Source organism: Flavobacterium sp. NLM (assembly GCF_002210235.1).
GTDB classification, from domain to species: domain Bacteria; phylum Bacteroidota; class Bacteroidia; order Flavobacteriales; family Flavobacteriaceae; genus Flavobacterium; species Flavobacterium panici.
In genome coordinates this window covers 1-26,207 of the sequence record NZ_LIAC01000024.1, presented here as the reverse complement: position 1 = coordinate 26,207, position 26,207 = coordinate 1, and the positions used below count along the sequence as shown (strand labels likewise).

18 protein-coding genes are annotated in these 26,207 nt (G+C 33.8%); 4 read left to right on the top strand and 14 right to left on the bottom strand.

From position 1 onward, the window contains the following. Positions 1-91: 91 nt before the first annotated feature. Positions 92-559, top strand: coding sequence for a UpxY family transcription antiterminator (locus tag APR43_RS22575; RefSeq protein WP_053470229.1), 468 nt, complete (start codon positions 92-94; stop codon positions 557-559). 53 nt (positions 560-612) lie between these two features. Here APR43_RS22575 and APR43_RS22570 read toward each other — a convergent pair whose 3' ends face one another. From APR43_RS22570 to APR43_RS22550, 5 genes are all read right to left on the bottom strand, one after another. Continuing rightward, a complete protein-coding gene (locus tag APR43_RS22570) occupies positions 613-816 on the bottom strand; it encodes a helix-turn-helix domain-containing protein (RefSeq protein ID WP_053470230.1) in 204 nt (67 codons plus the stop codon). Positions 817-876: 60 nt separating this feature from the next. After that, positions 877-1,110, bottom strand: coding sequence for a helix-turn-helix transcriptional regulator (locus APR43_RS22565; protein WP_053470231.1), 234 nt, complete (start codon positions 1,108-1,110; stop codon positions 877-879). A 481-nt stretch (positions 1,111-1,591) separates the two neighbouring features. Further along, a complete protein-coding gene (locus APR43_RS22560; protein WP_053470232.1) occupies positions 1,592-3,781 on the bottom strand; it encodes a hypothetical protein in 2,190 nt (729 codons plus the stop codon). Beyond that, positions 3,778-4,515 carry a hypothetical protein gene (locus APR43_RS22555; protein WP_053470233.1) on the bottom strand — a complete coding sequence of 246 codons (738 nt, stop codon included), beginning with the start codon at positions 4,513-4,515 and terminating at the stop codon, positions 3,778-3,780. Before APR43_RS22555 ends, APR43_RS22560 begins: the two co-directional genes overlap by 4 nt. A gap of 11 nt (positions 4,516-4,526) precedes the next feature. Further along, positions 4,527-5,003, bottom strand: a complete 477-nt coding sequence (locus APR43_RS22550) for a T9SS type A sorting domain-containing protein (protein ID WP_053470234.1) — start codon at positions 5,001-5,003, stop codon at positions 4,527-4,529. Between the two features lie 956 nt (positions 5,004-5,959). On the opposite strand from APR43_RS22550, the gene APR43_RS22545 reads away from it, so the two are divergent. Genes APR43_RS22545 through APR43_RS22535 form a run of 3 tightly spaced genes read left to right on the top strand, consistent with a single transcriptional unit; the run spans position 5,960 to position 16,128 of the window. Next, entirely contained in the window at positions 5,960-11,287 is a 5,328-nt protein-coding gene (locus APR43_RS22545; RefSeq protein WP_053470235.1) for a type I polyketide synthase, read from the top strand. A gap of 52 nt (positions 11,288-11,339) precedes the next feature. Continuing rightward, positions 11,340-15,347 carry a non-ribosomal peptide synthetase gene (locus APR43_RS22540; RefSeq protein WP_082356349.1) on the top strand — a complete coding sequence of 1,336 codons (4,008 nt, stop codon included), beginning with the start codon at positions 11,340-11,342 and terminating at the stop codon, positions 15,345-15,347. Continuing rightward, entirely contained in the window at positions 15,334-16,128 is a 795-nt protein-coding gene (locus APR43_RS22535) for a 4'-phosphopantetheinyl transferase family protein (protein ID WP_165590659.1), read from the top strand. The genes APR43_RS22540 and APR43_RS22535 overlap by 14 nt, the downstream gene beginning before the upstream one ends. Here the strand turns inward: APR43_RS22535 and APR43_RS22530 are convergent. From APR43_RS22530 to APR43_RS22490, 9 genes are all read right to left on the bottom strand, one after another. Then, complete coding sequence (locus tag APR43_RS22530; RefSeq protein WP_053470238.1) at positions 16,125-17,111, bottom strand: YheT family hydrolase; 987 nt, start codon at positions 17,109-17,111, stop codon at positions 16,125-16,127. The two genes, APR43_RS22535 and APR43_RS22530, sit on opposite strands and share 4 nt — an antisense overlap. 219 nt (positions 17,112-17,330) lie before the next feature. Further along, on the bottom strand, positions 17,331-18,848 hold the full coding sequence (locus tag APR43_RS22525; RefSeq protein ID WP_053470239.1) for a S10 family peptidase: 1,518 nt from the start codon (positions 18,846-18,848) through the stop codon (positions 17,331-17,333). A gap of 35 nt (positions 18,849-18,883) precedes the next feature. Beyond that, entirely contained in the window at positions 18,884-19,465 is a 582-nt protein-coding gene (locus APR43_RS22520; protein ID WP_053470240.1) for a Crp/Fnr family transcriptional regulator, read from the bottom strand. A 149-nt stretch (positions 19,466-19,614) separates the two neighbouring features. Continuing rightward, positions 19,615-20,070, bottom strand: coding sequence for a helix-turn-helix transcriptional regulator (locus APR43_RS22515; protein WP_123924566.1), 456 nt, complete (start codon positions 20,068-20,070; stop codon positions 19,615-19,617). Between the two features lie 263 nt (positions 20,071-20,333). Continuing rightward, positions 20,334-21,200, bottom strand: a complete 867-nt coding sequence (locus APR43_RS22510; RefSeq protein ID WP_053470242.1) for an alpha/beta fold hydrolase — start codon at positions 21,198-21,200, stop codon at positions 20,334-20,336. Positions 21,201-21,317: 117 nt separating this feature from the next. After that, positions 21,318-22,115 (bottom strand): alpha/beta fold hydrolase, encoded by a 798-nt coding sequence (locus tag APR43_RS22505; RefSeq protein WP_053470243.1) that lies wholly within the window; start codon positions 22,113-22,115, stop codon positions 21,318-21,320. A gap of 26 nt (positions 22,116-22,141) precedes the next feature. Further along, complete coding sequence (locus tag APR43_RS22500) at positions 22,142-22,960, bottom strand: alpha/beta fold hydrolase (protein WP_053470244.1); 819 nt, start codon at positions 22,958-22,960, stop codon at positions 22,142-22,144. A 36-nt stretch (positions 22,961-22,996) separates the two neighbouring features. Next, positions 22,997-23,770: an alpha/beta fold hydrolase gene (locus tag APR43_RS22495; protein ID WP_053470245.1), complete on the bottom strand. Its 774-nt coding sequence runs from the start codon at positions 23,768-23,770 to the stop codon at positions 22,997-22,999. A gap of 257 nt (positions 23,771-24,027) precedes the next feature. Further along, positions 24,028-25,518, bottom strand: a complete 1,491-nt coding sequence (locus APR43_RS22490) for a serine hydrolase domain-containing protein (RefSeq protein ID WP_053470246.1) — start codon at positions 25,516-25,518, stop codon at positions 24,028-24,030. Positions 25,519-26,207: the final 689 nt, after the last annotated feature.

Genomic DNA, 26,207 nt, shown 5'->3' with positions numbered 1-26,207 from the left:
TAAAGAAGACATTTTCAGAAAAAATAAAATACCAATACAGCTTACCTTACTTTAAAACTGATTTACAATTACTATAAATAAATTAAGAATTATGAAGTGGTATGTAGTCTATACAAAACCCAAATGGGAAAAAAGAGCAGCAGAACAATTAACGAAGTATAACATTAATTGTTACTGCCCCCTGATTAAAAAAACACAGCAAAGATCTGACAGAAAAATAAAGGTAGAAGTGCCGTTATTTAATAACTACATCTTTGTGCAAATACCTGAAAAAGATAGAAATATGGTGTTTTATTCTCCCGGTGTAGTTCGGTATTTATTTTGGTTGGGAAGACATGCAATTGTAAAAGACCAGGAAATCGAGACGATAAAAGAATGGCTTAATTGTGGAGATACTGCTAAAGAAATTTCAGTGATGCAGTACCAAATAGGAGATAAAATACATTTGAATTCCGGGCCTTTTTGTGATCAGAATGCCGTTATAAAAGACATTACAAAAACGCATTATGTTTTAATTTTAGAATCTTTGGGATATGTTTTAAAAGTAAAACATAAGTAATAACATAAATAAAAATAGAGTTCTTATAGGAACTCTTCTTTTTCAAAAAAATACTAATTGCTCAATCTGAAAATTTCACTTTTTTTGATTCCTAAAATTTTAACCAGTTTATCCAGTTTTGACAATTTTAGGTCAATCATTCCATTTTCAATTTTTTCATATTTTTTTACACTTATTTCCATCTGAATGGCAACATATTCAGGAGTATGATTATTCTGCAACCGATACTCTTTTATTCTTAAGTAGTAATTTTCCATAACCTTCTTTTTTAATTATTTATTTTATCTATTTAAGCTTGCTTTCTATTTTCCAGATATTTATCTGGTTGTTTCATTAAAAAAAATCGAAACATCGAATTTGAATATGAACTCAATTGAGACCTCTAAAACTTTTGAAATTTCAATTAATTTAGACACTGTCAAATCAACATCGCCTCTTTCAATTTTGCCATAACCGCTGGTGCTCATTTTTAGTTCGGCCGCCACATATTCTCTGGTTAGATTTTTTAATTCTCTTATTTTTCTAATATTTTCGTATACACTGTATTTCATAAAACAAAAAATATAAATAATCCTTATTTTGAGATTACTATTGTACCTCAAAAAATACAATAGGTGATAATTTGTTTTTCATTATACTTTGTAAAAAAACTACTATTTTACAATAACTGTTTAATTATTAATAAAGAATAAAGCTAAATCACCGTTTTTATTTAGTATTCTTTTTAATTCGTGGTTAAAAATATATATTGTTTTCAGTTTATAATAATAAATCTGTTCAACGGATTTTAAAATCCGATAAAATACAATTTGCAGCCTTTTACAGCTATCATATTGAGGTAAAAATGGCTGAAAAACTTCTCAAAAAAATGTAAAATCTGGCATTATCAGCAGCTTTAAAAGACTGATTCTGTAAGATTTATAATAAGGTTTTATTTATTAAGAAGAAATATTAAAAATCTTAAATTGAAGAATAAAAAAGAGGTTCAGATTAAATTAATCTGAACCTCTTTTTTTGTTATTATCTATGTTTTTATTGCGTCACCAATAACTGCGGATACGGATTTGGTGTTGTATTAATTATCACCGTTGGCACGCCTACTTTTACATTTACTAATAATTTACTTAATGTAGGATTTGCTGATAATGTAGAGTTTACATAAATAGCAGACGAATCATAATATAAATTCGACGGTTTTGCTACCACTACATTTCCTGCAACTGTTGAATTTAAAATGTAATGAAAAGTCGAATTGTACACTACTGGCGCAAACATATTCGAACTGTCTGAGAATTTACATCCTTCAATATACGTAATCATAGCATTTAAAGTTGCTGCTGATGAAGTGTTATTGAAAAAATTAGAACTGTATATCGAAATTGAATTACTGTTTATAACACTCGCTCCGGTATAATTACTAAAATCACAATTGGCAATTACAGGATAATTTTGCGCTCCCATGTCTAAAGCAGTCTGACCTCTGTCAAATTTACAGTCTACCCACGCATTTAAGTTATTTGGTCGGGTTGCCTTCATTGACATTGCCGTAGTACAATTTATAAACTGACTTTTGTAATACATGGTTTTGTCAACATAACTAGATGTGTTATAATCTCCTGCGTATGGCAATAAGGGTTCCTGGAAGAAACCTCTGGTACAATTTACAAAACCCAAATACTCAAAAAAGTTATTATCAAGTCCCATAATTTGGTACAGGTGAATTCCGTTAGTCTGATCTCTAAAAGTAATGAACCTTAAATTTGCATACGCAATCTGACCAATTCCAACTCCATTTCTTTTACCTGCATATATTCCCGTGCTGCCGCCTTGCAGCGTTAAATAGGCCAGAATAAAATTAGTATCGGTTCCTGTGTCTAATGTAATTAAAGGAAAATCATCTTTTAAACCAACAATTACTGTTTTTCCGGTTCCTTGTCCTATTATACCATGATTTCCATCAAGATGAACATTTAAAGTACCACCTATATAGAATATTCCTTCCGGTAATTCGGCAATTCCTTTTGTATCAATAAGATTTTGAATATACGCTCTTTGATCTGCTTTTCCGGTTCTTTCTGTTTTCCAGTTTGGTCCCAGCGGATCTGGCAGTGTTTCCCACGTAGTTCTTGCCCAGGGTGTATATTTTGTTCCTAAAATAGTATTGCTGATAGCTGATACAACCGCTGTATTTGTAATCGTGCTGGTTTGCTCCACTCCATTATATTTTACAGCATTGCTTTTATCTAAATTCCCAAGTAGATCAAAACCTGTTACAGTTCCGCTTCCTCTTTTGTATGCCCCTTCTCCATCAATTAAAAACATATTGGTTCTGGCTGAAATCACATCGTTTGACGTACGCAGGTATTTATTTAAGAAGAATACATTTTGAGCATCAATATCATAAGATCCTGTTTGAACAGCAGAATAAGCATTTCCGCCTCCAAAATCAGTAATCTTTAAATTACCCATATTTTTAGCCGTAAACATTGCTTTTGTTCCTTGTCCGTTTAAATTCCATCCTTCACTGTCAACTCCAACAAAAGTAGCCGATTGTAATCCGGCGATATCTGTTGCGTCGCCCGCAGGAGTTAAATAATTAGAATGCAGATTTACGTTTCCATAACTTGGCGTTGTGGTATTTCCTTTCATTATTAATTGATTGGAAATAGACTGCGCCTGATGTTTTATAATCTTATTGTTTCTGAAATAACCTGATGCACTGCAATCAAACTTAATTTGTCCTCCAATATTGATCAGTTCATTATTATTCAATTGTGCTCCGCTTGCATTGATGTAAACGTATCTTAAAGTTTTAAGAACGCAATTTGTTATAGGCGCGCCTGGTTCAAAAGTAACCGTGCGGTCTACAAATGAAAGTTGCTCAATATGTACATTGGTACTTCCGGCAGCGATTTTAATATTCGATACTTTAGATAATGTTGGATGTCCGTATAATCTTTGATTACTTTTCATCACAAGATCAACTCCAGAGTAATCTCCTTTTTCTAAACGTACAGCACCGTATTGATCTAAAGTAGCCTGCAGCGTTCCTTTTTGCGCAAGCGGCAGTAAATGAGCTTCAAAATATTTAATTTCTTCTATTTGATTGTTTATGCCTGTTGGTGGTTCCGGTACGATAACCGGAGCTTCTTCAAGAGCATATTGATAGTTTTGCGAAAAAACTGCTGTTGAAAAGAGTAAAAAAAATAGTAACTTTTTCATTGTCCCGATATAATATAGGAATTTGTGCCTGTTTTTCTAAGAAATCCAAATCTTACGTTTCCAGATGCGCTGGTAAACTTTGCACTTCCGCTTGCCGTATAGTTTATTGTTACGCCAGAAGATGCTTGTATCGTTAATACTGCACCATTATGAGCTTCTAAATTAATAGTATCTCCGGTTAACATGCTCGAAAAATTAGACGTTAATGTTAAGGTAGATGTTGCTGTACATTCTATTGTATTATTTACATCTGTAGTACTAATACTTCTGGAAGATGTAAACGGAATAATTGCCGCTCTTGGCGTTGTAGTAGCTGTACCTACTATTCTTTCGGCTGTTTTTGCATGTAATGCATAAGGAACACTCAAAAGCTGTGTCGTTCCCATAATATTATAATTAGCTCCTCCTGTTACATCCACTTGTGTTTCTATAAAGTATGGGCCTTTTTCCCAAGCAATTGCACTAAAAGTACCAGTGGTAATATTTCCTGTTCCTATTTCAAGAGAAACCAAACCATTGTTATTGGTAGTCGCAGAATGTGTTTCCTGATAAACTATAGTTCCTGCAGCACTGCCTTGATGTACAATAACTCTCAGGCTTATTCGCGAATTCGCAACCAAGTCATTATTCTGTGATCGAATAATGGCCTGATAACTCATTTTTTCTGGTGATTGTGCATATAACTTAAGCGTAACAGTCACAAATAATAATAGTATGGTAAGCGCAGATTTCATTGTCTTATTCTTTATTTTTTTAATATTTTAAATGATTCCAAAATTTTGCCGTCTACATATACCACAAGTATATAAAGAGAAGGAGTTAGGTTATTTAAACTAACCTGAGTTTCGGTTTGATTAATTTTGTTTTGTTTTAATAGTCGGCCCTGAATGTCATAAAGTCTGTACGATCGGTCTTTACTTTCTAACTCGGGTGCTTTCAGGCTTACATTAACAAAATCTGCTGCCGGATTTGGGAAAACTAATATGGATACTTCAGGCACCTCAACTTCCGGATTATCCAAAGTTTCATCTGATTCTTGCTGTTGTATTCCCTGTGCTACGTTATAACCTGTTCCAATGTAGGTATAGAATACTTGTCCAATTGAATATGTTACAGATCCTGAACTTCCGGTTGCGTTACTTCCGGATGGAATTATAGTTTCCATGGTATCATTTACCGGCGTATTTTGACTAATCCCTTTAAAAGGAATAAACGCCATCATAATTATGAGTAGGTTTAGGTTTTTTATATTTAAATACTTCACAGTGCTATAGGCCTTATAATTTATGCTGCAAAAATATTTATTAGCAAAATAAAATCGATATAACGAATTTTATTTCCGATAAACTACACAAAATGTAGTATTTTAATGACTATTTACCTACATCAAAAAAAATGTTTTTCTATAAATTAATGCGATTATTTAAAAAAAAATAGTTGCCAATATAACTTAAATAATAGTTCCAAAAATTAAATATTTAACGCTAGTATAAACTGGTTGATACTTAATTACAACGGCAATTTATTTCACTAAATTATATCACTAAATCCTTTTTATTTAATCTTTAATTATGGGGTGCTTTTATAAAAAAATATGTATTAAATTAACAGTTATCTTATTGAATACAAGATATTTACAAACAGCAAAGCTAAATATTTTTCTACAACAAACAATTACTAAAATAAAGTTTTTCCTTACAAAGGAAAAAATGGTCTGAATAAGGAATTATTGACTTTTAAAAATATGTCCGAAGATAATTTTGACTGTAATTTTATCTCGAAAAAAGCTCCTCTTATTTAATGAGAAAATTGCAGACCTAAAATTGATTTAAAACTGAAGGTCAATTTTAAAATAAATATCCCAAATAATTTAAAATATGCAATTCATCGAGAATAATAGCTTTATACAGAAAATGCAAGTATTAGTAAAAAAAAATTACTTTTTTTGATTAACATATTGATTACTAGGACATAATTATAATTTCAATAAATGCCAAATCAATGATTAAAAACTACTTATAACCTCTCATTTATTTATTAACGAAGCAGACCATTGTAAATAAAAAATGTAGTCATTTTTATAATGAGCTGTAAACCCGGATGTAAGTCGCGTTTTTCTTTAGTTTCCCATTAATTGAATCTTATTATTTGTTCCACTTTAATTTTAATACCATTAAAATGAAAAGAGCTAACAACAATGATTTAGCCAACAATAGAAGTTGGACCAAAATGGCGTATCCTAAAAATACGTTACCGGAGATTTTTGCAGAACAGGCTGCTTTATCTTCAAATTCAACAGCGCTTGAATCTGGAGAAGAACAAATTACCTATTCAGCATTAGTAAAAATGACCAACCAGCTGGCGAATTATTTTTTGGCGCAGGGTTTATCTTCCGGACAAATTGTTGCTGTATCTATGGAGCGAACTCCTAATTTAGTGGCTTCTCTTTTAGCTATTTTACAATGCGGCGCGGCGTATTTACCATTAGATCCAAAATTTCCAGCTGCCCGTTTAGAATTTATGCTCGAAGATTCCGTAGCCAGTTTTTTACTGACTACAAAATCACTTGTCAATTCATTGCCCGCTTATTCTAAAACAATAGTAATTGAAGACGTTTTAGCTGCATTGGATCAATATCCTGCAGTTCCTGTTTCAACTTCAGTTTCTTGCGATGCATCGGCCTATATAATGTATACTTCCGGATCTACCGGAAAACCAAAAGGCGTTACGGTTACCCATAAAAATTTAATAAACTTCCTGTTCAGTATGGCAATTGAACCGGGTATCAATGTCGAAGACAGATTATTATCGATTACCACAATTTCCTTTGATATTGCGGGTCTTGAATTATTTCTGCCACTAATTAAAGGTGCAACAGTAGTTTTTGCCGATTATGAAACGACTCGCGACGGGCATCTTTTACTTGATCTTTTACAGAAAAAAGAAATTACAATATTACAGGCTACACCTACCACATGGCAGTCACTGCTTGATTCAGGATGGGAAACACCGCTGGCTTTAAAAGCCTTATGCGGCGGAGAAGCTATGCCTTTAAACTTAGCGCGTCAATTAACGTCAAAATGCGATTCTCTTTGGAATATGTATGGCCCGACTGAAACCACAGTTTGGTCGGCGGTAAAACAAATTCAGGCAGAGGATGAATTAATTACCATTGGTTTTCCGATTGCCAATACTCAAATATATTTATTAGATGAAGAAAGAAAAGCCGTCGAACCCGGAACAATTGGAGAAATCGTAATTGGCGGAGACGGAGTTGCAAAAGGGTATTGGAATCGTCCGGAACTTACTGCCGAAAAATTTATTCCCGATCCGTTTTCTATAGAACCAAACGCTATTTTGTATCGCACCGGAGACTTGGGAAAATTACTCCCAAATGGAGAATTTCAATGTTTAGGCCGTATCGATCATCAGGTAAAAATAAGAGGGCATCGCATTGAATTAGGCGAAATAGAAGCCGCTCTAAATAGTATTCCTGAAATAAAACAATCTGCCGTAATCGTCAGTAACTATTTTGGCAATGAAGATAAACTCGTGGCTTATTTAAAATCTCGTGCTGAATTACAGGACGAAAAACCAATTCATGAGGCACTTTCAAAGGTTTTGCCCGAAATATTATTGCCATCTAAATACATTTGGGTAGACGAATTTCCGATTACTCCAAATGGAAAAGTGGATAAAAAAAACCTGCCCGTTCCTGAACACAACAGACCAGATTCTGCACCGCCGTTCAAGAAACCAAATACGCAGTTAGAAAAAGATATTGTAAAAATTTGGAGCGAAGAATTGCAAATAGCAAGCATTGGTATCGATGATGATTTTTTTGATATGGGCGGAAGTTCTGTATTGGCACAAAAAGTAACGTCTTTAATGAGACAGCAATTAGAACTGGATATATCAGTTTCAAAAATCTACATTCATCCTACTATTAGAGAACTTGCCAGTACTTTAGAAGAAAACAATACCAAAGAAGATTCATTTGCCTTTAAACAAACAGACAAACAAAACTCTAACGGAGATATTGCCGTAATCGGAATGGCCGGAAGATTTCCAGGTTCTGATACTATAGAAGAATTATGGGAAAATCTAAAAGAGGGAAAAGAAACCATTTCCTTATTTACCAAAGAAGAATTAGATCCAAGTTTACCCGAAAGTCTTCGTAAAGATCCATTTTATATAGGCGCAAGAGGAATTTTACCTTCAGCTAAAACATTTGATGCTCATTTCTTCGGACTAAATCCGCAGCTTGCCGCCGCTATGGATCCTCAAATACGCGTGTTTATGGAAATTTCGTTTGAAGCTCTGGAACAAGCAGGACATCTTCCGAAACATTATAAAGGAAGTATCGCCGTATATTCTGGAAGCGAAATCAATACCTATTATGAACATAATATATTTAATAACCAAGAGCTGAAAAGTTCTGTAGGCGAATTACAAATTTATACCGTAAACGGAAAAGATTTTATTGCGCCTCGCACTTCTTATCATTTAAATTTAAAAGGGCCTTCGGTTAGTGTGCATTCTGCGTGCTCTACTTCATTATTGGCTGTAGCCGAAGCTGTAAAAGCCATAAGAACCGGCATGTGTGATATTGCACTTGCAGGCGGATCGAGTGTGACTTCGCCTATAAATAGCGGACATCTTTATGACGACGGTTTTATCAAAAGCCCTGACGGATCGACAAGATCATTTGATGCATCTGGAAAAGGTACTGTTTTTAGTGACGGCGCCGGAGTTGTTGTATTAAAAAGACTGGAAGAAGCAGAGAGAGATGGCGATATTATATACGGCGTAATTAAAGGCGTTGGCGTAAATAATGATGGTGGAGACAAAGGCAGTTTTATGGCGCCAAGTCCGCGTGGTCAGGCCGGAGCGATTATAAATGCTTTTAATGATGCCCAAATCGCACCTTCCTCAATCAGCTATATGGAAGCGCACGGAACTGCAACTCCGGTTGGAGATCCAATAGAAATTGAAGGACTTAAAATAGCCTATGGCAAACAGGAAAAAAACAATTATTGCGCATTGGGTTCTATAAAAAGTAATATGGGACATACTACAGCGGCGGCCGGAGTTGCGGGTTTAATGAAAGTATTATTAGCCATGCGTCATAAACAGATTCCGCCAATGGTTAATTTCAACGAACCAAATCCAAATATAGATTTTGCGAACAGCCCTTTTTACATCAATAATAAATTAATTGAATGGGAAACTGACAGCATAAGAAGAGCCGGTGTAAGTTCTTTTGGAATTGGCAGCACTAATGTTCATGCCATTGTTGAAGAATATACAGCAAAACCTCTTCTCTCTTCTGCCGGACGTCCGCTTCAATTATTAATGTGGTCTGCAAAAAGCCAAAACAGTTTATTAGGTTATGAAAATGCTTTGGGTCATTTTATTGATAAATCAAGAAATATTCCTTTAGCAGACATTGCTTATTCATTGAATATTACGAGAGATGATTTTAACCAACGCAGCTTTTTGGTAACAAATTCTACAGATGATGCTGTCGAAAAATTGATTTCTTTAAAAGCAAAAAGCACTAAATCTTCTATATTAAAAAGTGTTCCAAGTGAAATGGGATTTCTGTTTCCGGGACAAGGAGCGCAGTATCTGCAAATGGGAAAAACACTTTATAACAATGAAAAAGTATATCGTGAAGCGGTAGATAAATGTGCAGCATTATTAATGGAGGATTTAAAATTAGATATTCGCGAAATTCTTTATCCGGAAACAAATTCAGCTGAGGCCGAAGCTCGCTTAAAAGATACCCGCTTAACGCAGCCAAGTTTATTTGTAACAGAATATGCATTAGCGCAGTTATGGATGAGCTGGGGAATTAAACCAACCTTCCTTTGCGGTCATAGTATTGGTGAATTTGCAGCAGCACATTTAGCCGGAATTATGAGTTTAAAAGATGCTCTACACATCGTTGCAATTAGAGGAAAATTGATAAGCGAACTTCCAGGCGGATCAATGTTAGCGGTACGCGTTCCGGTAGAAAAATTATACGAATTGATTCCTGATACACTTTCTGTCGCTGCCATAAATTCAAGTCAGTTTTGCGTGGCTTCGGGTACAAAAGAAGATATTGCATTATTTAATCAGGCACTTGATGCGCAGGATATTCCGAACAAACTGCTGCTAACCAGTCATGCTTTTCACTCTTTTATGATGGAACCTATTTTGGATTCTTTTAAAGATGAAATAGAAAAAATAAAATTAAATATTCCACGATTACCTATTATTTCAACAGCAACAGGAACCTGGCTTTCAGATACTGAAGCGACAAGTTCAACCTATTGGGTTAATCATTTAAAAAACACAGTACGATTTGCCGATGCTATGGATACTGCATTTGAATTAGAAGATTATATTTTATTAGAAGTTGGTCCGGGTCAAACGCTTATTACGCTGGCACGTCAGCAGGCGGCTGGTAAAGTTATACCTGCTTTTTCGAGCATTAATTTTCCTAAAGAAGAACAAGACAATGAATATTCGACTTTATTAAATACTGTTGGAGAATTATGGGCAAAAGGAATAAATCCTGATTGGAAATCTTTCTATAACGAACAGCAGAGACAAAAAATAGAATTACCCGGTTATGTTTTTGATCGAAAACCGTGCTGGATTGAGCCTTTAAATGTTATTGAAACTATAGTTGAAAGAAATACAGTTTCTGAAATAGTTCCAAATATTTCTGAAGAAACTGAAAACGTTTCTGCTTCAGCAAAAGAATCAAGAAAGGAATCTATATCAGTTAGAATTTCAGAAATCATAACAGAAGCATCGGGAATAACTTATGATCCTGATTCGGCTTCAAATACTTTCTTAGAATTAGGATTGGATTCTTTATCACTCACTCAATTATCAGGAAGACTGAAAAAAGAATTTGATCTGCCTATCACTTTTAGACAACTCAACGAAGGATATCCTACTCCAGCGCTTTTGGCAGATTATATAGATTTAAATCTTCCTGAAGAAGCTGAAAGTGAGATTAAAGAAAATGAAATTGTTTCTAATGAAATTCAGCCTTCTATGTTAACAAATGAAGCTCCATTATCTGTAAATCAAAATCAAACTTCATTAGAGCAAATTATACAGCAAATTCAGCTTTTGAGCCAAAAAGTAGATCAACTTCAAGGATTACAGCATTCATCTGCAAACGGAAATACTTCATTCGTCAATTTAAAAGTAAAACATTTTGATGCTCTTACATTTAATCATGAAAATCGAGTCGGGACAAACGGATCAAATGGCGTTCATAAAAAAGAAAAAGCTTTTGACCTTTCCAAAATAAACGGACATCTTTTCATTGAAACTAATGCTGAAGAAAAGAAATATACCATAATGGCAAACGAACCACCTATTCACGGCAGTAAACTGGGACGGGACGAAAACGGAAATCCGGCATGGTTTATTGAAGACCCTGTTCAAAAAGGAAAGTTCAATAAAACGATGTTATTAGAATCAGATAAACATAATTAATAATTCAGATTGTCAATTTAAAAACTGTGCAATTACTTTTAAAAATAGAATTATGATAACAATGAAAAATAAATCTCAAATAAAAACTGAAACTGAAATTCAATTTAATCCGTTTTTACCTGAAATTGAAAGAGTAATTCAAACCACAAATTCGCAGCAGGAAATATGGTCAGATTGTATTTTTGGAGGCAGTGATGCTAATAAAGCGTACAACTTGTCTGTTTCTATTAAATTGAAAGGCAACTTAATAATAGACACATTTGAGCAGGCCGTAAAAACATTAATTCAGCGTCATGAAGGCTTGAGATCTGCTTTTAGTCCAGACGGACGCTATATGTGTATTTACAGCGATATTGATTTTAAAATTTCACATAATAATTTTTCAGACCTTGATACAGCTGAAAAAGAACTTACAATAGAAACTTTGGTTAAAGAAGAAGTAAATGGACTTTTTGATCTTGTTAACGGCCCGTTATTCAGAATTAATTTGATTAAAATTGATGAATTTGAATATCTGGTAACTTTAACCATTCATCATATTATTGCAGACGGACTAAGTGTCGATATTATATTAGAAGAACTTAGTATACTTTATTCTGCTTATGTAGAAAATAAAAAACCAGACCTGCCAAATCCCGAACGTTTTAGCGAATATGCCGAAAAAGCAAATTCATTTATGGAAACGAATGAATACAAACAGCAGGAAAATTTTTGGCTTACTATTTATAAAGAATCAACTCCTACAATCGAATTACCGTTAGATTATCCAAGACCTTCTTTACGAACTTATAATAGTAAACGTATTGATTTTCCTTATGATAATACGATGACCGATTCTTTAAAAAATATAGGAATAAGTGCTAATTGCAGTTTAGTGACTACGCTGCTTGCCGCATTTGAAGTTTTTTTATGCAAAATCACAGGTCAAAATGATTTAGTTGTTGGATTTCCTTCTTCGGGAAATACATTATACAATATGAAACAATTGGTTGGAGATTGTGCGAATTTGCTTCCTTTGCGCAGTAAAATTAATCCTGATATTACTTTTTTAGAATACCTAAAGCAAAGAAATTCACAGTTATTTGATGCCTACGAAAATCAACAGGTAAGTTTTGGACACTTGCTTAAGAGTTTGGCTATTGCTAGAGATTCTTCCAGAATTCCTTTGGTACCAGCCGTATTAACAGCTGATATGGGCCGAGATATAGAAAGTGATTTTTCATTTGCGGATCTTTCTCATGAACTTAAAGTTAATCCTAGAGGATATGCAACTTTTGAGATTCAGCTTCATATTTTTAGAACTAAAAACGGGCCAGTATTTCAATGGTCTTATAATACAACTTTATTCAAACCGGAAACGATCAATCAAATGATGCAAACCTTTGAAGATATCATCCATAAATTAATAACTGGTGCAGATAAGCCTTTATCAGACATCCTTGGAAGTCATTATTTAGCTGATTATGAAGCTCTGAATAATACTGAAGTATCTTATCCGGATGTTTCCTTAACCGAGTCATTAAAAAAACAAGCCGAACTTACGCCAAACAACATTGCCTTAGAATTTCATGAAACAACAACTACTTATCTTGAATTACACCAAAAAGTTAATCAATTAGCCCATTATTTAAAAGCACAAGGCGTTCAGTCTGGAGATATTATTGCAGTTTCTGTTTCGCGCAGTCCGGAACTGCTTTATAGTTTGTTGGCCATAATGCAGTGCGGTGCGGCTTATCTTCCACTCGATCCTGAATATCCAAAAGGACGTTTGGAATTTATGCTGAATGATTCTGGAGCAAAAGTTTTATTGACCAGTAAAACATTATTTGCATCCTTACCATCATGGCCGCTTACACTTTTTATAGAAGATGCAATGGAGTCCTTAAATCACTATGATTCATCACCGCTGTATTCTATCGTGAGTCCGGATAATATGGCGTATATCCTTTACACCTCTGGATCAACGGGAAATCCAAAAGGTGTTCCTATTACGCATAAAAACTTGGTTAACTTACTTTGCAGTATGGCTTTAGAGCCCGGCATTAGTGAAAATGACAGATTGCTTTCGATTACTACTATATCTTTTGACATTGCGGGTCTGGAACTATATTTGCCGCTCCTTAAAGGTGCAACCTTAATACTTGCAGATCAGGAAACTGCGAGAGATGGACGACTTTTACTTGAATTAGTAAAAAAGGGAAATATCAGTTTTCTGCAAGCTACTCCCACAACATGGTCGATGCTTTTAGATTCTGGCTGGGATGAACCTTTACCGCTTAAGGCTTTATGCGGCGGTGAGGCAATGCATGCAGATCTTGCCAAAGAACTTACACGTAAATGTAATACGCTGTGGAATGTTTATGGACCAACGGAAACCACTATATATTCGGCTGTAAAACAGGTAAAAGCTGATGATACTTTAATAACTATTGGTAAACCTATTGCTAATACACAACTTTACATCATTGATGAACAAGGGCAGCTTGTGGCACCAGGAAAAATTGGTGAAATTGCCATTGGCGGAGATGGCGTTGCAAAAGGCTATTGGAACAGACCTGAACTTTCAGCAGAAAAATTTATTAAAAATAGTTTTTCGACTAATAAAGACAACATCATTTATCGTACAGGCGATTTAGGAAGACTACTTCCAACCAATGAAATCGAATGTTTAGGACGTCTGGATCAACAGGTTAAAATTAGAGGACAACGTATTGAACCCGGTGAGGTAGAACACGCATTGCTGCAGCTTGACGGTATAAAATATGCTGTTGTATTGGCTAATGAAAACTTTCTTGTAGCTCATGTTGTCCCAGATTCCAGTATAGAAGACGCTGAAATTCAAATCCCTTTATGGCGCGAAACTTTGGCTGCACGCTTACCTGCGCAATTAATGCCGCATGATTTTAATTTATTGGAGAAAATACCAACAACGCTAAACGGCAAAATAGATCGTAAAGCATTATCTCAATATAAAACAAGCAAAATAATTGAATATACTACTCCACGCACAGAAGAAGAAAGTATTGTAGCGGCTATTTGGAAAGAAAGCCTTGATTTAGAAAATATCGATATTTTTAGTGATTTCTTCGAAATGGGCGGACATTCTATTAAGGGAGTAAAAGTCATGATCGAAATAGAGAAATATACCGGAAAACGAATTCCGCTATCAGCATTATTTAAATATTCGACTGTTGAGAAATTTGCCAAACTTTTGAATACGGGTACCGAAATTTATTCTGATTGTTTAGTTCCAATAAGCCCAAGCGGACATAAAGTGCCTCTTTTTATTATTCACGGTGCCGGACTTAATGTTTTAAATTTTGTCAATTTGAGTAAACATTTTGATGAAGATCAACCTATTTATGCCATTCAGGGTATTAAACCTAAAGGGTTTGACGGTTGGTACGAATCCATTGAAGCCATGGCTGCGCATTATATTGATGCTATTATAAAAGTAAACCCAAAAGGCCCTTATGCTTTGGCAGGATTTTCTTTTGGCGGAATTGTAGCTTTTGAAATGACCCGCCAGTTAAAGGAACAAGGACGAAAAGTAAGCTTAACGGCATTACTGGATTCTTATGTGGATTCTTCTTATTATTATGGAAGTTACAGACGCAAACAACTCGTTAGATACTTTGATATTACGCATAGAAGATTAGATTTTTTAAAAGAAATGTTATTGAGCTGGAAAGCTTTTAAGATGCGTGTTAATGGAAAAAAAGAATATATCCTGAAAAGACATTTTGGTAAGAAGGATGAAATGACCGAGCAGGAAGAACTGGCGCTTAAGGAATTTATAGAAGCTGACAGCATGGTTAAAAAAATTGTGGATCGATATCACCTTATACCGCAAAACTTTGAAGTTGATTTATTTCGATCTAAAGATGACATTAATTACAGACTTGACCCAACGCATCTTGGCTGGAAAAAAGCTGCGCTGGGAGGCGTAACCATTCATAATATCTCTGGGAATCATTTAGACATTGTAGCCCCGCCAAATGATATATTTTTAGCGAGATTACTTCAAGACATCTTAGATGAAAAAAATGAAAACATCTAAGCTCTTTATCTCTTTTTCGGATATAAAGGGCGATACATTGGTTTCTGGTAAAGAATATTCTTTAGATACTAGTGATATCATCATATATAGTATTTATCTGCCCAGTTTTATTGAATTTAAATCTAATTTATCACAGTTTCTAAATTCTCCTGAACTCAAAAAGGCAAAACGCTTTTTTAAGGAAATAGACAGAGACCGATTCATTATATACAGATCAATTTTAAAACTTATTTTAGGAGCTTACACTAAATCAGATATAAAAAATATTCATCTTGATTATGACTTTAATAAAAAACCATATCTAGCTTCACACCCGTGGCTGCACTTCAATATCTCGCATTCGGAAGATTATGCGGCGATAGCGGTTTCACATAAAAAAGTGGGGCTGGATATTGAATTTTTATCTAAAGATTTTAAATTCACCAACCTGCTTCCGGATATTTTTGACGACCACGAAAGGTTATTAATTCAGAATGCTGATGATAAAAAAACCACTTTTTATACGTTATGGACACGCAAAGAAGCCTTTGTAAAAGCTTTAGGAAAAGGAATTGATGAGGATTTTAAATATATTCCCTGTACAGACGGACAACACAATTTAGAATTTAAACTCGTAAAAAACACCCAAAATTGGCAGGTATATAGTTTCGATTTTGCCGAGCAGTATTTGGGCGCCGTTTCCTATGAAGGGCTTCCAACAACTTCAGACAATTTGTTATTGTATATGATTCCCGATAGTATGGAAAATTTACTGGAAATGACCCAAAAAAGAAATTATTAATATTCTGTTTTAATATTCTCCGCAGTTTTATAAGATTTAAAAAACTTATAAGCTCTTTTCTCTGCATAAGAATAGGTTGAATTACGCAACGGAAAAGCGCAGTGTCCGCCATACTTTGGCGTTTCCAAATAAACATATTCGCTTTCTTGCGCAATTGCTCTTGGATAACATCTTTCACCTAAAAATGGATCATCAAGAGAATTAATAATTAAAACCGGAGTGGTAATATCTTTAAGGGAAAATTCAGGAGAAACTTGCTGATAATAATCGTCACGACTTGCAAAGCCATGCAGCGGTGCCGTAAAATATTGGTCAACCTCATCAAAAGAAGTAATTTTATCAATTTGATCACGATTTATAAAATCAGGAAATTGTGCCGCTTTGTATTTCAGCTTTTTCTTAATATCGATTGTAAAGTTCTTTAAATACACTCTGTTAAAACCTTGTTTAAGAATCTCGGCACTTGTTGCAATATGCGTTGGCACAGAAATAGAAACTCCAGCTTTTATACGCTCATCTATTTTTGTCCATCCAAAATAATTCAGAAGCTGAACACCTCCCATTGAATATCCAATCATATAAACATCTTCAAATCCTTTTCGCAAAACAAACTGAACTACCTCATCCAGATCGTCCACAGCTCCGTGGTGGTACAATCTCGGCAAACGGTTCATTTCTCCTCCGCAGGTACGATTATTCCATGCGAAAACAGAAAAACCTTTCTGCTGAAAATAAGCCGCGCAGCTGTTATTGTAAGTTCTTCGAGAATCGCCTTCTAAACCATGACACAGGATTACTGCTTTTTTAGGATCATTGATAAGAAAATCAATGTTGATAAAATCACCATCCTTCAACTCCAGTTTTTCTCTTGTATATTCCGGAACTTCAAACTTTTTAATCAAAGCAGCATAAATGGTAGAAACATGCCTGTTACGGTGAATCATTGAAGGAAAGTCATATTCTGATTGTTCAATTACCGGCATGATTAAAAGTTTTTGAGTGGTTATACAAATCTAAGAAATGTATCAATATGTAATTAAAAACTTTCTTTTTTTATTTTATTAAAATGAAAAAATATTAAAAGAAATATAACGGAAACAATCTCGTGTTTACAAGTATTAAAAAATAAAAAACACTCGATTTGAGTGTTTATTTTTGTGAATTTAAGTTATCAAATCCAAACTTTTTAAATTTTATCAATTTCATTTTGAGCAACTTAAAATAAACGATCGTAAATCATCACTAAATAATTTTCCTGTATTTCCTAAATACAACATATGCCCGGATTCGTATTCTTTAAAAATAACTCTGTCTGCAGAAAATTTTGCTTTTTCGGTCGTTTTTTTAGCATAACCTATGGGCGTAGCTAAATCATAACTTCCGCACGCTATAAATACTTTTAGATTTGGAGTTCTGCGTAAAGCAACATTTAAATCGTCGGTAAAATCAGGACCTTCTTTAGTTTCTTTTCTTGCCCATTGCCATTGAAACGAAATATTTTTCCAGTCAATAGTTTTATACGGATCTTGGATATCAATGTTTAATTTTGAAGTCAACAATTCTCTAAATGCAGCCGTATACCCGGGAACGTATCTTCCCATTGCCGGATCATCTGCAACCGGATCATTACCAGAATGCTCCAGCGGAAGATTGTATCTTGTATCGTATAATCCAATCTGTAAATTTTCTTTCGACAAAAGACTGTCTGCAAAAACTTTTGGAGCTATTTCAAGGGTTGACGAAAAAAAATCTTTAGACAATCCTGTGTATTTGCAAAGTTTTTCAATTATAACACTTCTTTCTGTTACCGAAAGTTTTTGCTGATTTTCCAGTAAAAGTGCATTCAAATACTCTTTTTCTGCAAATTCTGAAACTTGTTTTTGAAACTCTCCGTAAGCTAACGTTTTGTCTATTTTATTATAATACCAGGCTGTTTTTGCTAAAGTGGGAAGTAATGATGCTGCTCTTTCTAATTTTGCATCCGTTGTTAACTTTTTTAAAGGAGATTCCAGCGTAGTTCCCAGCATAATAATACCGTTTAATGTTATGCCTCTCATTACACCAGAATAGGTTACCCCGCCCATAAGTGCTCTGGGAAGAACTGAAACTCTTTGACTTCCATAACTTTCTCCAATAAGAAACTTTGGCGAATTCCATCTATTATTCTTAATCAGCCACTTTTCTATAAATTGTGCCATTGATTCAGCATCCTGATCTACTCCATAAAAATCTTGAGCCATACCGGGAGAAATAATACGGCTAAAACCAGTTCCGACGGGATCAATAAAAACTAAATCTGCTACGTCGAGCAGACAATCTGTATTACTTTCTAATCCAAATGGAGGTATGTTCGAAGAATTAATTTCTGGAATTAATTTTACTTTCCACGGTGCAATACTGCTCAGATGCAGCCAAATAGAGGACGATCCCGGACCGCCATTGAATACAAAAACGACAGGTCTGTTTTCTTTATTTTTATTTTGTTTTATATAGGAAAAACTAAATACGCTTGCTATAACTTTATTATCATCATTTTTAAGAAATATTTCATCTGCTATTGCTGTAAAATTTAAAGGTTTTCCGTTAATATCGATAGTATGTTTTGTACTGAAGAAAAGCGGTTTTTTAATCATTTCTTCCTTTCCATTTTCCTGACTAAAAAGGGATAATGACACTAAAGAAAAAAAAGTGATTAGAAAGAATCTCGCAATATTTGGCATGAAATAATTTATTTAAATGAGTAACAAAATTCGATTTATTTTTTTGAAAATTCCCGTCTAATTCTACTTAATGATGTATCGGTAACATTTAGGTAAGAAGCGATTTGTTTGAGCTGGGCAAATTGAAATACTTCTTTATTGGTTGTAATAAGATTTTCATATCGGGCTTCACCACTAAGATTAATTAATTCCAGCGCACGTTTTTTAAACATCATATATTCTTTAGCCAGCATTTTTACTCCATAAGCCCTAAACTCAGGAACCGTATGCAGTAATGCGTTTAATTGATCATAACTGATGGCAAAACCTCTGCAATCTGTAACCGCTTGTATATTCTCAGATGATTTGGTTTTTAAGTAAAATGACGACACTTCAAATACCACACTATCTTTTTGATAAAAATTTGTAGTGATTTCATTTCCATCAATATCATGTGTAAACGCTCTCATAAAACCGCTCTGCAAAAAGAAATAATGTTCATTTATTTTTCCTTCTCTCAGAAAAAATTCATTTTTTTCAACAGTAATTTCTTCAAAAAATTCTACCACCTCATCTAAAGTACGGTCTGGAAATGGTAAATTTTTTATGATGTAATTTTTTAGTCCTTGTTTGTCCATTGGTTTCTTAGTTAATATTATACTCAACAGCTTCTTTACAAGACCGTTGCAGGTCAAAAATAATCAATTACCTAATAATTAGATAAAACACAATCTCAAATCACCTGAAAAAAAAGACACTATTAAGGGACAAATGAGAGACATTTTTTCTAAATATTTGAGAGATAAGAGTATAAAGTTATATCATTAGGAAGTTTTATCTTCGAAATAATTCTCTCTTTTCTTTTTTTACTTGCATATATTGTTATACTCAACAGATTTGAAATCTCTTTAGTCGTTAAATTCATATAGATATAAGCAATATAGCGCATATCATTTGAGGTTAATGCAGGATGCAGTTTTCGAAGTCTTGCCAGAAAACCGGGATTTACTTCTTCAAAATGAAAAACAAATGTTTCCCATTCATTATCGCTTTTTAAATAATCTTTTAAATGTTTAATATGAATATCCAAAGTGGAGATTTTTGAAAGTTTTGGAATATTTTCTATAGACATAATCAAATTATTGATAAGCTGATTTCTGCCCGAAAGATATAATGCTCTCGCAGAAAGCTTCCTGTTTCTCAATTCAATTTCTTTTTTGAGTAATTCCCTTTCATTATTCATTTCACTAATTTGCTTTTCAAGTTCCAGATTTCTCCTTTGGGCTGTTAGCTTTTTTTGTCTTTGTATCAGGATCAGAAGTATAGAAATGACTAAGATTATTATATTTATTGAATAACAAAATTTATGTTCTTTTTGCAATTGCATAAACCAATCGTTTATTGTTTTTTTTAAACCGGTTACTGCTGCCATTTCTTCTACCATCATCTCAAAACAATAGCCCAGCAACCGGTTTTTATTTATAAATTATATACTTCAATTTGATTTTAATTCAATAAGAATGAATTTACTTCCTGAGAAAAATCTTTAGAATACTGAAAAATCCCGCCATGACCTGAATCACTCCAAAGTACTAATTTTGCATTCTGAATATTCTGAAGCATTATATAAGAATTGATCGAATCGACCATATTATCTTGATTTCCATTAACAATAAGCACAGGCTGCTTAATAGCTTTAAGCTGTGTGTTGTTTTCATCTGTTGCTAAACCATAGTTTATAATAGCTTTCGCCTGACTTGCAATTGTATCCTGACTCGTTGGTGAATCTCTGTCTATTTTTCTTTCAGATAATCTTTCTAAGAAAGCTTCACCTGCTTTGATACTGCTTGGCGTTTTGCTGAAAAAAAGATTAATCAATACTCTGTCTGGTCCATCAACAAAAGCTTTTTCTAAATGCGACTCCAGTTGCGCAATTGCTTTTCCTCCTATCGATCCTGTACCTGCCAATATAAGTTTATTCACCAATTCCGGATAATTTGCCGCTATCTCCTGCCCTATAAAACCACCAAGAGAAAAACCTAAAATATTAACTTTGTTGTAACCCAAAGCACGGATAAAATCTACAGCATCTTTCGCCATATCCGATACATTTTCAGGAGTAGTCCCGTTTGAACTACCAACACCTCTGTTGTTAAATAATATTACCGGATAGTTACTCGCAATTGCATTTGTAACTTCAGGATCCCAATTGTCCATGTTTCCGGTAAAGTGTTGTAAAAAGATAACAGGGATGCCTTCTTTCTTGCCAAAAGAGCGATAAGTAAAATCAGCTCCATTTACGTTTATAGATTTTGTCGGCGCTGTTTTATGGGTAAATTCGCCCAATGCTAAAATATTTTCTTTTGTTTCCATTTGTTTTTAGATATTATTTATGATTAAGATAAGAACCATTATTTGCCGCTGAAAGCTCTATTCAAGGTTGTTATTGATTAACAATGATTCTTACCTGTACTTTAATTTAAGCTAGATTTATTTTGTTTCTACAGCAATGATTTGAGCCAAAACATGTGGGAACATAATAAAAGGTGTGTGACTTGACGGAAGAGCATATAATCTTTCTATACCTGCATCTTTTGTCATTTTTTGCTGAAGCGAATAACCTATTGTATGGTCATTTAGAGTGTAAACAAATACTTTACTGATTTTTCCAAATCTGCCCTCAGTCAAAGTTACCGGAGTAGCTAAAGGAGCTAATGGCTCTGGTTTTAAATTATTGCTTACATAATCTGCAACTTGTTTTGGAGCATCGGCAAGGAAAACATCAGCAATACCTTCTTTTTTTATGCTTGCAATTCCTGCTTTCTCATCTACAATAAGATTTTTTCCAACATGACTTTCTCCATCAGTTTGCGCAAGAGACAATAAGCTTTCTCCATTTTTTGGTACGTAAGCCGCAATGTAAACTACCTTTTTTATCTGAGGAGCAATGTCTTCTGCAACCTGACTTGCCACAATTCCGCCAAAGCTATGTGCAACAAGTACAACATTTTGTTTATTTCCGATGGCTTTTTTAACGTCTTCAACATAAAGCTTTAAACTAATCGCTGCAATTGCTGTATTATCGCTTCCATGTCCCGGAAGGTTAACCGAAATAACTGAGTTTCCACCAGCAGTTAAATCTTCTGAAACGTGCTGCCAATCATTTGATGATGACCATGCACCGTGAATAATTACAATTGTGTTTTCGTTTTTAGCTTTGTTCGTTTGTGATGAAGCTGTAATAGTTGTAAGCAATAGCACTGCTATTAATAAAATTGAATTTTTCATGATATATATTTGTTATTTGTTGATAATTAGTTTGATGCAATTTTTGTTAAGATTGATGATAAATCGTCTGGTTTTGAAAGGAATGGGCTATGTCCTGTATTTATTTCGTACACAGATTCGACTTTCCCTGCTGCAATCATTTTGTTTTGTAAATACGGTGACACCACATGATCCTGTAAAGTTTTGATGTATACTTTTTTAACTGATCCAAAATTTTTGTCAGTAAGCATTACAGGATTAATGAATGGAGTTAAAGGCTCTGTTCTGTAGTTTTTCAACACAAGGTTTTGAATTTCCGGAGTACCATCAGGAATAAACAAGTTCACGATTTGATCCTGCTTTACATCTACAATACCCTGATCATAATTAAAAATTAGATTACCAGTGATTCCAAGTTGAGAATCAGGATCCATATGTGCCAACTGATCTAATGTTTGGCCTGAAACCGGTAGATAAGCGGCAACATATACCAGTTTTTCAATTTTCTCAGGCATCGCTTCTGCCACAGAAGAAATTATCATTCCGCCCAGACTGTGACCTACTAAAATAACTTTCCCGTCTATTGTTGAAAGCGCGTTTATTACTTTTTCTTTATAAACATCTAGTGTTATTTGACTTGGAGAAGTTTGATCAGCACCGTGTCCCGGTAACTCGACAACAACAACTTTGTTACCTTGTTTTTCAAGATTGGCTTTAACGGACTGCCAAACAAAAGGAGCCTGCCATGCACCGTGAACCAGCACATAATTTTTAGGTTTTTCAGGCTGTGCATCATCATTTGAACAAGATGATAATATTATGACACATACGGCCATTACGAATTGAATCAATTTGAATTTTTTCATGATTGTAATTTTAAAATGTTATTTGTGAAATGTGTTTTATTTAGCTTCTAAAGCTATAATTGAAGAAAGTATTTGAGGAAATACTATAAATGGAGTGTGGCTTGAAGGAAGAGAGTAAGTTTTTAAGATTCCTGCATTTTCAACCATTTTTTGTTGAAGTGAATATCCTATAGTATGGTCATTTTGACTGTGAACATATACCTTAGCCACTTTACCAAAATTAGCATCACTTAATGTAACTGGAGTTGATAATGGAGCTAAAGGTTCTGGTCGTAGATTATTAGTTACATACTCTGCAACTGGTTTTGGAGCATCGGCTAAAAAGACATCCGTAATTGCTTCTTTAGTAATAGAAGCAACTCCCGCTTCCTCATCTACAATAAGATTTTTACCTACATGACTTTCTGAATCCATTTGTGCAAGTGACAATAAACTGTCTCCATTTTGAGGAACAAAAGCAGCAATGTAAATCAGTTTTTTGATTTGTGGAGCAATCAATTCTGCTACTTCGCTTACCACAATTCCGCCAAAACTATGACCTACAAGGGTAACATTTGTTGTGCTGCCAATCGCTTTTAAAACTTCATATACATAAAGTTGTAAACTAATATTCGATACGGGTGTTTGATCAGTTCCATGACCAGGAAGATTTACAATAATTAGATTGTTTTCTGGAGAGTTAAGATAACCCGCAACATGATGCCAGTCATTAGCAGATGACCATGCTCCATGAACAATTACAATTGTGTTTTTACTGTTTGATGATAAAGAATTTAATTCGTTCTGTGTGTTTGTTTTTTCGGTTTCCATAATATTGTTTGTTTAATACTATGCAAAGAAAGAGCGAATAAAACCTGCAGCACTTGTCTTGTGACAAGTAATGAAATTATGTCTGTTTTTTTATTATGATTTAAAAATGAAGGTTTTAGACTATAGGATTCTAGCCATAAAAAAAGCCTGTAAAGTTAAGCTTTACAGGCTTTTTAATACTATTAGTTTATTATTCAGTACATTAATTACCAATTCTTTTTATCAGAACTTACGATAACTGTTTGTTTTGGACTAGCTTAATCTACAGCTTTCATCAGTATTTCTTCATTCCATTTAAAACCAGTGATTTTTTTTGTTTTAGAATCTTTTATGAATTTAAAATTTGTATTATTTTCTGCAACAAAAAAACTAGAATCATCTATGAAATGAATTTTCCACATACGTTTTCCTAAATAATCATTCTTAATAATATTAAGATAGATTCCATCTGCTTTTTTAATTACTGAATAAACATTATTTTCAATGGTATATGTACCTAAATAAGATTGTAAGTCTTCGTTTTTAATAAAAAACTCTTTTTTAATTTCGGGAGTATATGCATTTTGCCATTGATAAGTTAAGGCGACACTTCTGATAATTTCATTAAATAGTGCAGTATCATATGTATTTGTCATCACTACTACACCATTACCTCCTTCTATAGTGCCTATGTACTGACTTACAAAGCCTTCATCTACACCCCCATGTTCAAAAGTTTTTACACCATTTTTATCTATTATAAATACCCCTAAAGCTGATTTGTCATCTATATAAGGGGTAAGTCTCACCTTAGTCATTTCTTTTGAAAGGACTTTTTCGGATTTTCCAAGTAAAGAAAGTTGAGTGTCAATCACATATTTTGCTAAATCTTCAGAAGTAGTCCAAAGTCCTGCTGCGGCTTGTTCTGGATAAATATGGTACTTTCCTTTTACAGCCTTTCCATCATTGTAATAGCCTGTTGCTAAATTTTGTTTCAATTCTAGTGGAGGCTGAGTGTAAGAACTATTAGTCATATTTAAAGGTTTCAGCACATTTTCCCACATATATTCATCATAAGGTTTTCCTGTTACGTCTTGAATAATTAATTGGGCAATAGTTGTTCCTCCACCTGAATATTCATATTTAACAGATGGCTCATACATAGAACGAATAGCTTCTGAATTAGCAGGCTTTTGTCCATTTAATATTTGTATAATAGTTGGAATTGTATCCCCATATTCATATCCGTCGAACCCATGAACTGTTAAGCCGCCAGTATGACTTAATAAATTGGCAATTGTTATTTTTTTGCCTTTAGATAAAGAGTCATAAGGAAATTTCCAAGTTTTTAAGTAATCATTTATATCTGAGTCTAAATTTATTTTACCTTCTTGTACTAACTTTAATACGCCAACTGCATTTAGAGATTTACTATTTGAACCTGCCTGAAATAAAGTTTTATCTGTCACAGGTTTTTGTTCTAAACTGTCTGCCCAACCATAACTTTTTGTCCATTCAGTTTTATAGTCTTTAATAACTGTAATACTAATTCCATTGGCGTGGTAAAATTTCATTCTTTCTGCCAAAGTCCATCTTTTAGGATTACCTTCTATTTGCATCCATGCCGAAAGATTATTTTCAACCTGATTAATCTTTGACTGTATTTCTTTTGAATATTTTTTTGGAGATTGCCCATGCAATTGACATATTTGGACATACAAAAAAACAATTATAACAACTGATTTAATTTTTTTACTGTACAGATTCATTTTGAGATTAAATTGTTTGAATTAGCATTTTAAATTGGTATCGAACTATTCTTAGAGGCTGCATTCAAATATATTGAATATAGATTTATTTTAAGCTAATATGAGATTATCTTTATTATTCTGGTGGGTTATTTCATGCTAATAGTTCTTGTAACCAAAAACTATTTTATAGAAAACTTCAAACATTGCACTATAGATTTTATAAACATAAACAGATTCGGGATAAAATATAAAAAGACAAACAAGACTGTTATTAAAATTAAAACTCCATGGTGAGGTCCGAACTAATCTCACCTGAAAATACTACTTTTGTAAAAAATAAAAAATCTTGATAAGGTTTTTGAACCATAATAAAGTCTGAGAATATATATTCTCAGACTTTATTATTTTATAGTAGCTGTAGAAGGATTCAAACCATCGACCGTCCCGTTGGAAATCGGGATAATCTATCGAGTTGAGCTAGGCTAGTAAAAATTAATCTACTACAAAACAAAAAAGCCACTCGATATGAGTGGCTTTTCGTGAACGCAGAAGGATTCGAACCTTCGACCGTCCCGATTGGAAATCGGGATGCTCTATCCAGCTGAGCTACGTTACTAAAAACCAATCTAGTACAAAACAAAAAAGCCACTCGATTTGAGTGGCTTTTCGTGAACGCAGAAGGATTCGAACCTTCGACCGTCCCGATT

Coding starts and splice junctions, on each gene's coding strand:
- APR43_RS22515 (WP_123924566.1), bottom strand. CDS start 20,070: ATGAATAATGAAAGGGAATTACTCAAAAAAGAAATTGAATTGAGAAAC.
- APR43_RS22555 (WP_053470233.1), bottom strand. CDS start 4,515: ATGAAATCTGCGCTTACCATACTATTATTATTTGTGACTGTTACGCTT.
- APR43_RS22565 (WP_053470231.1), bottom strand. CDS start 1,110: ATGAAATACAGTGTATACGAAAATATTAGAAAAATAAGAGAATTAAAA.
- APR43_RS22540 (WP_082356349.1), top strand. CDS start 11,340: ATGATAACAATGAAAAATAAATCTCAAATAAAAACTGAAACTGAAATT.
- APR43_RS22520 (WP_053470240.1), bottom strand. CDS start 19,465: ATGGACAAACAAGGACTAAAAAATTACATCATAAAAAATTTACCATTT.
- APR43_RS22530 (WP_053470238.1), bottom strand. CDS start 17,111: ATGCCGGTAATTGAACAATCAGAATATGACTTTCCTTCAATGATTCAC.
- APR43_RS22545 (WP_053470235.1), top strand. CDS start 5,960: ATGAAAAGAGCTAACAACAATGATTTAGCCAACAATAGAAGTTGGACC.
- APR43_RS22505 (WP_053470243.1), bottom strand. CDS start 22,115: ATGAAAAATTCAATTTTATTAATAGCAGTGCTATTGCTTACAACTATT.
- APR43_RS22500 (WP_053470244.1), bottom strand. CDS start 22,960: ATGAAAAAATTCAAATTGATTCAATTCGTAATGGCCGTATGTGTCATA.
- APR43_RS22570 (WP_053470230.1), bottom strand. CDS start 816: ATGGAAAATTACTACTTAAGAATAAAAGAGTATCGGTTGCAGAATAAT.
- APR43_RS22495 (WP_053470245.1), bottom strand. CDS start 23,770: ATGGAAACCGAAAAAACAAACACACAGAACGAATTAAATTCTTTATCA.
- APR43_RS22550 (WP_053470234.1), bottom strand. CDS start 5,003: ATGATGGCGTTTATTCCTTTTAAAGGGATTAGTCAAAATACGCCGGTA.
- APR43_RS22560 (WP_053470232.1), bottom strand. CDS start 3,781: ATGAAAAAGTTACTATTTTTTTTACTCTTTTCAACAGCAGTTTTTTCG.
- APR43_RS22510 (WP_053470242.1), bottom strand. CDS start 21,200: ATGGAAACAAAAGAAAATATTTTAGCATTGGGCGAATTTACCCATAAA.
- APR43_RS22525 (WP_053470239.1), bottom strand. CDS start 18,848: ATGCCAAATATTGCGAGATTCTTTCTAATCACTTTTTTTTCTTTAGTG.
- APR43_RS22535 (WP_165590659.1), top strand. CDS start 15,334: ATGAAAACATCTAAGCTCTTTATCTCTTTTTCGGATATAAAGGGCGAT.
- APR43_RS22490 (WP_053470246.1), bottom strand. CDS start 25,518: ATGAATCTGTACAGTAAAAAAATTAAATCAGTTGTTATAATTGTTTTT.
- APR43_RS22575 (WP_053470229.1), top strand. CDS start 92: ATGAAGTGGTATGTAGTCTATACAAAACCCAAATGGGAAAAAAGAGCA.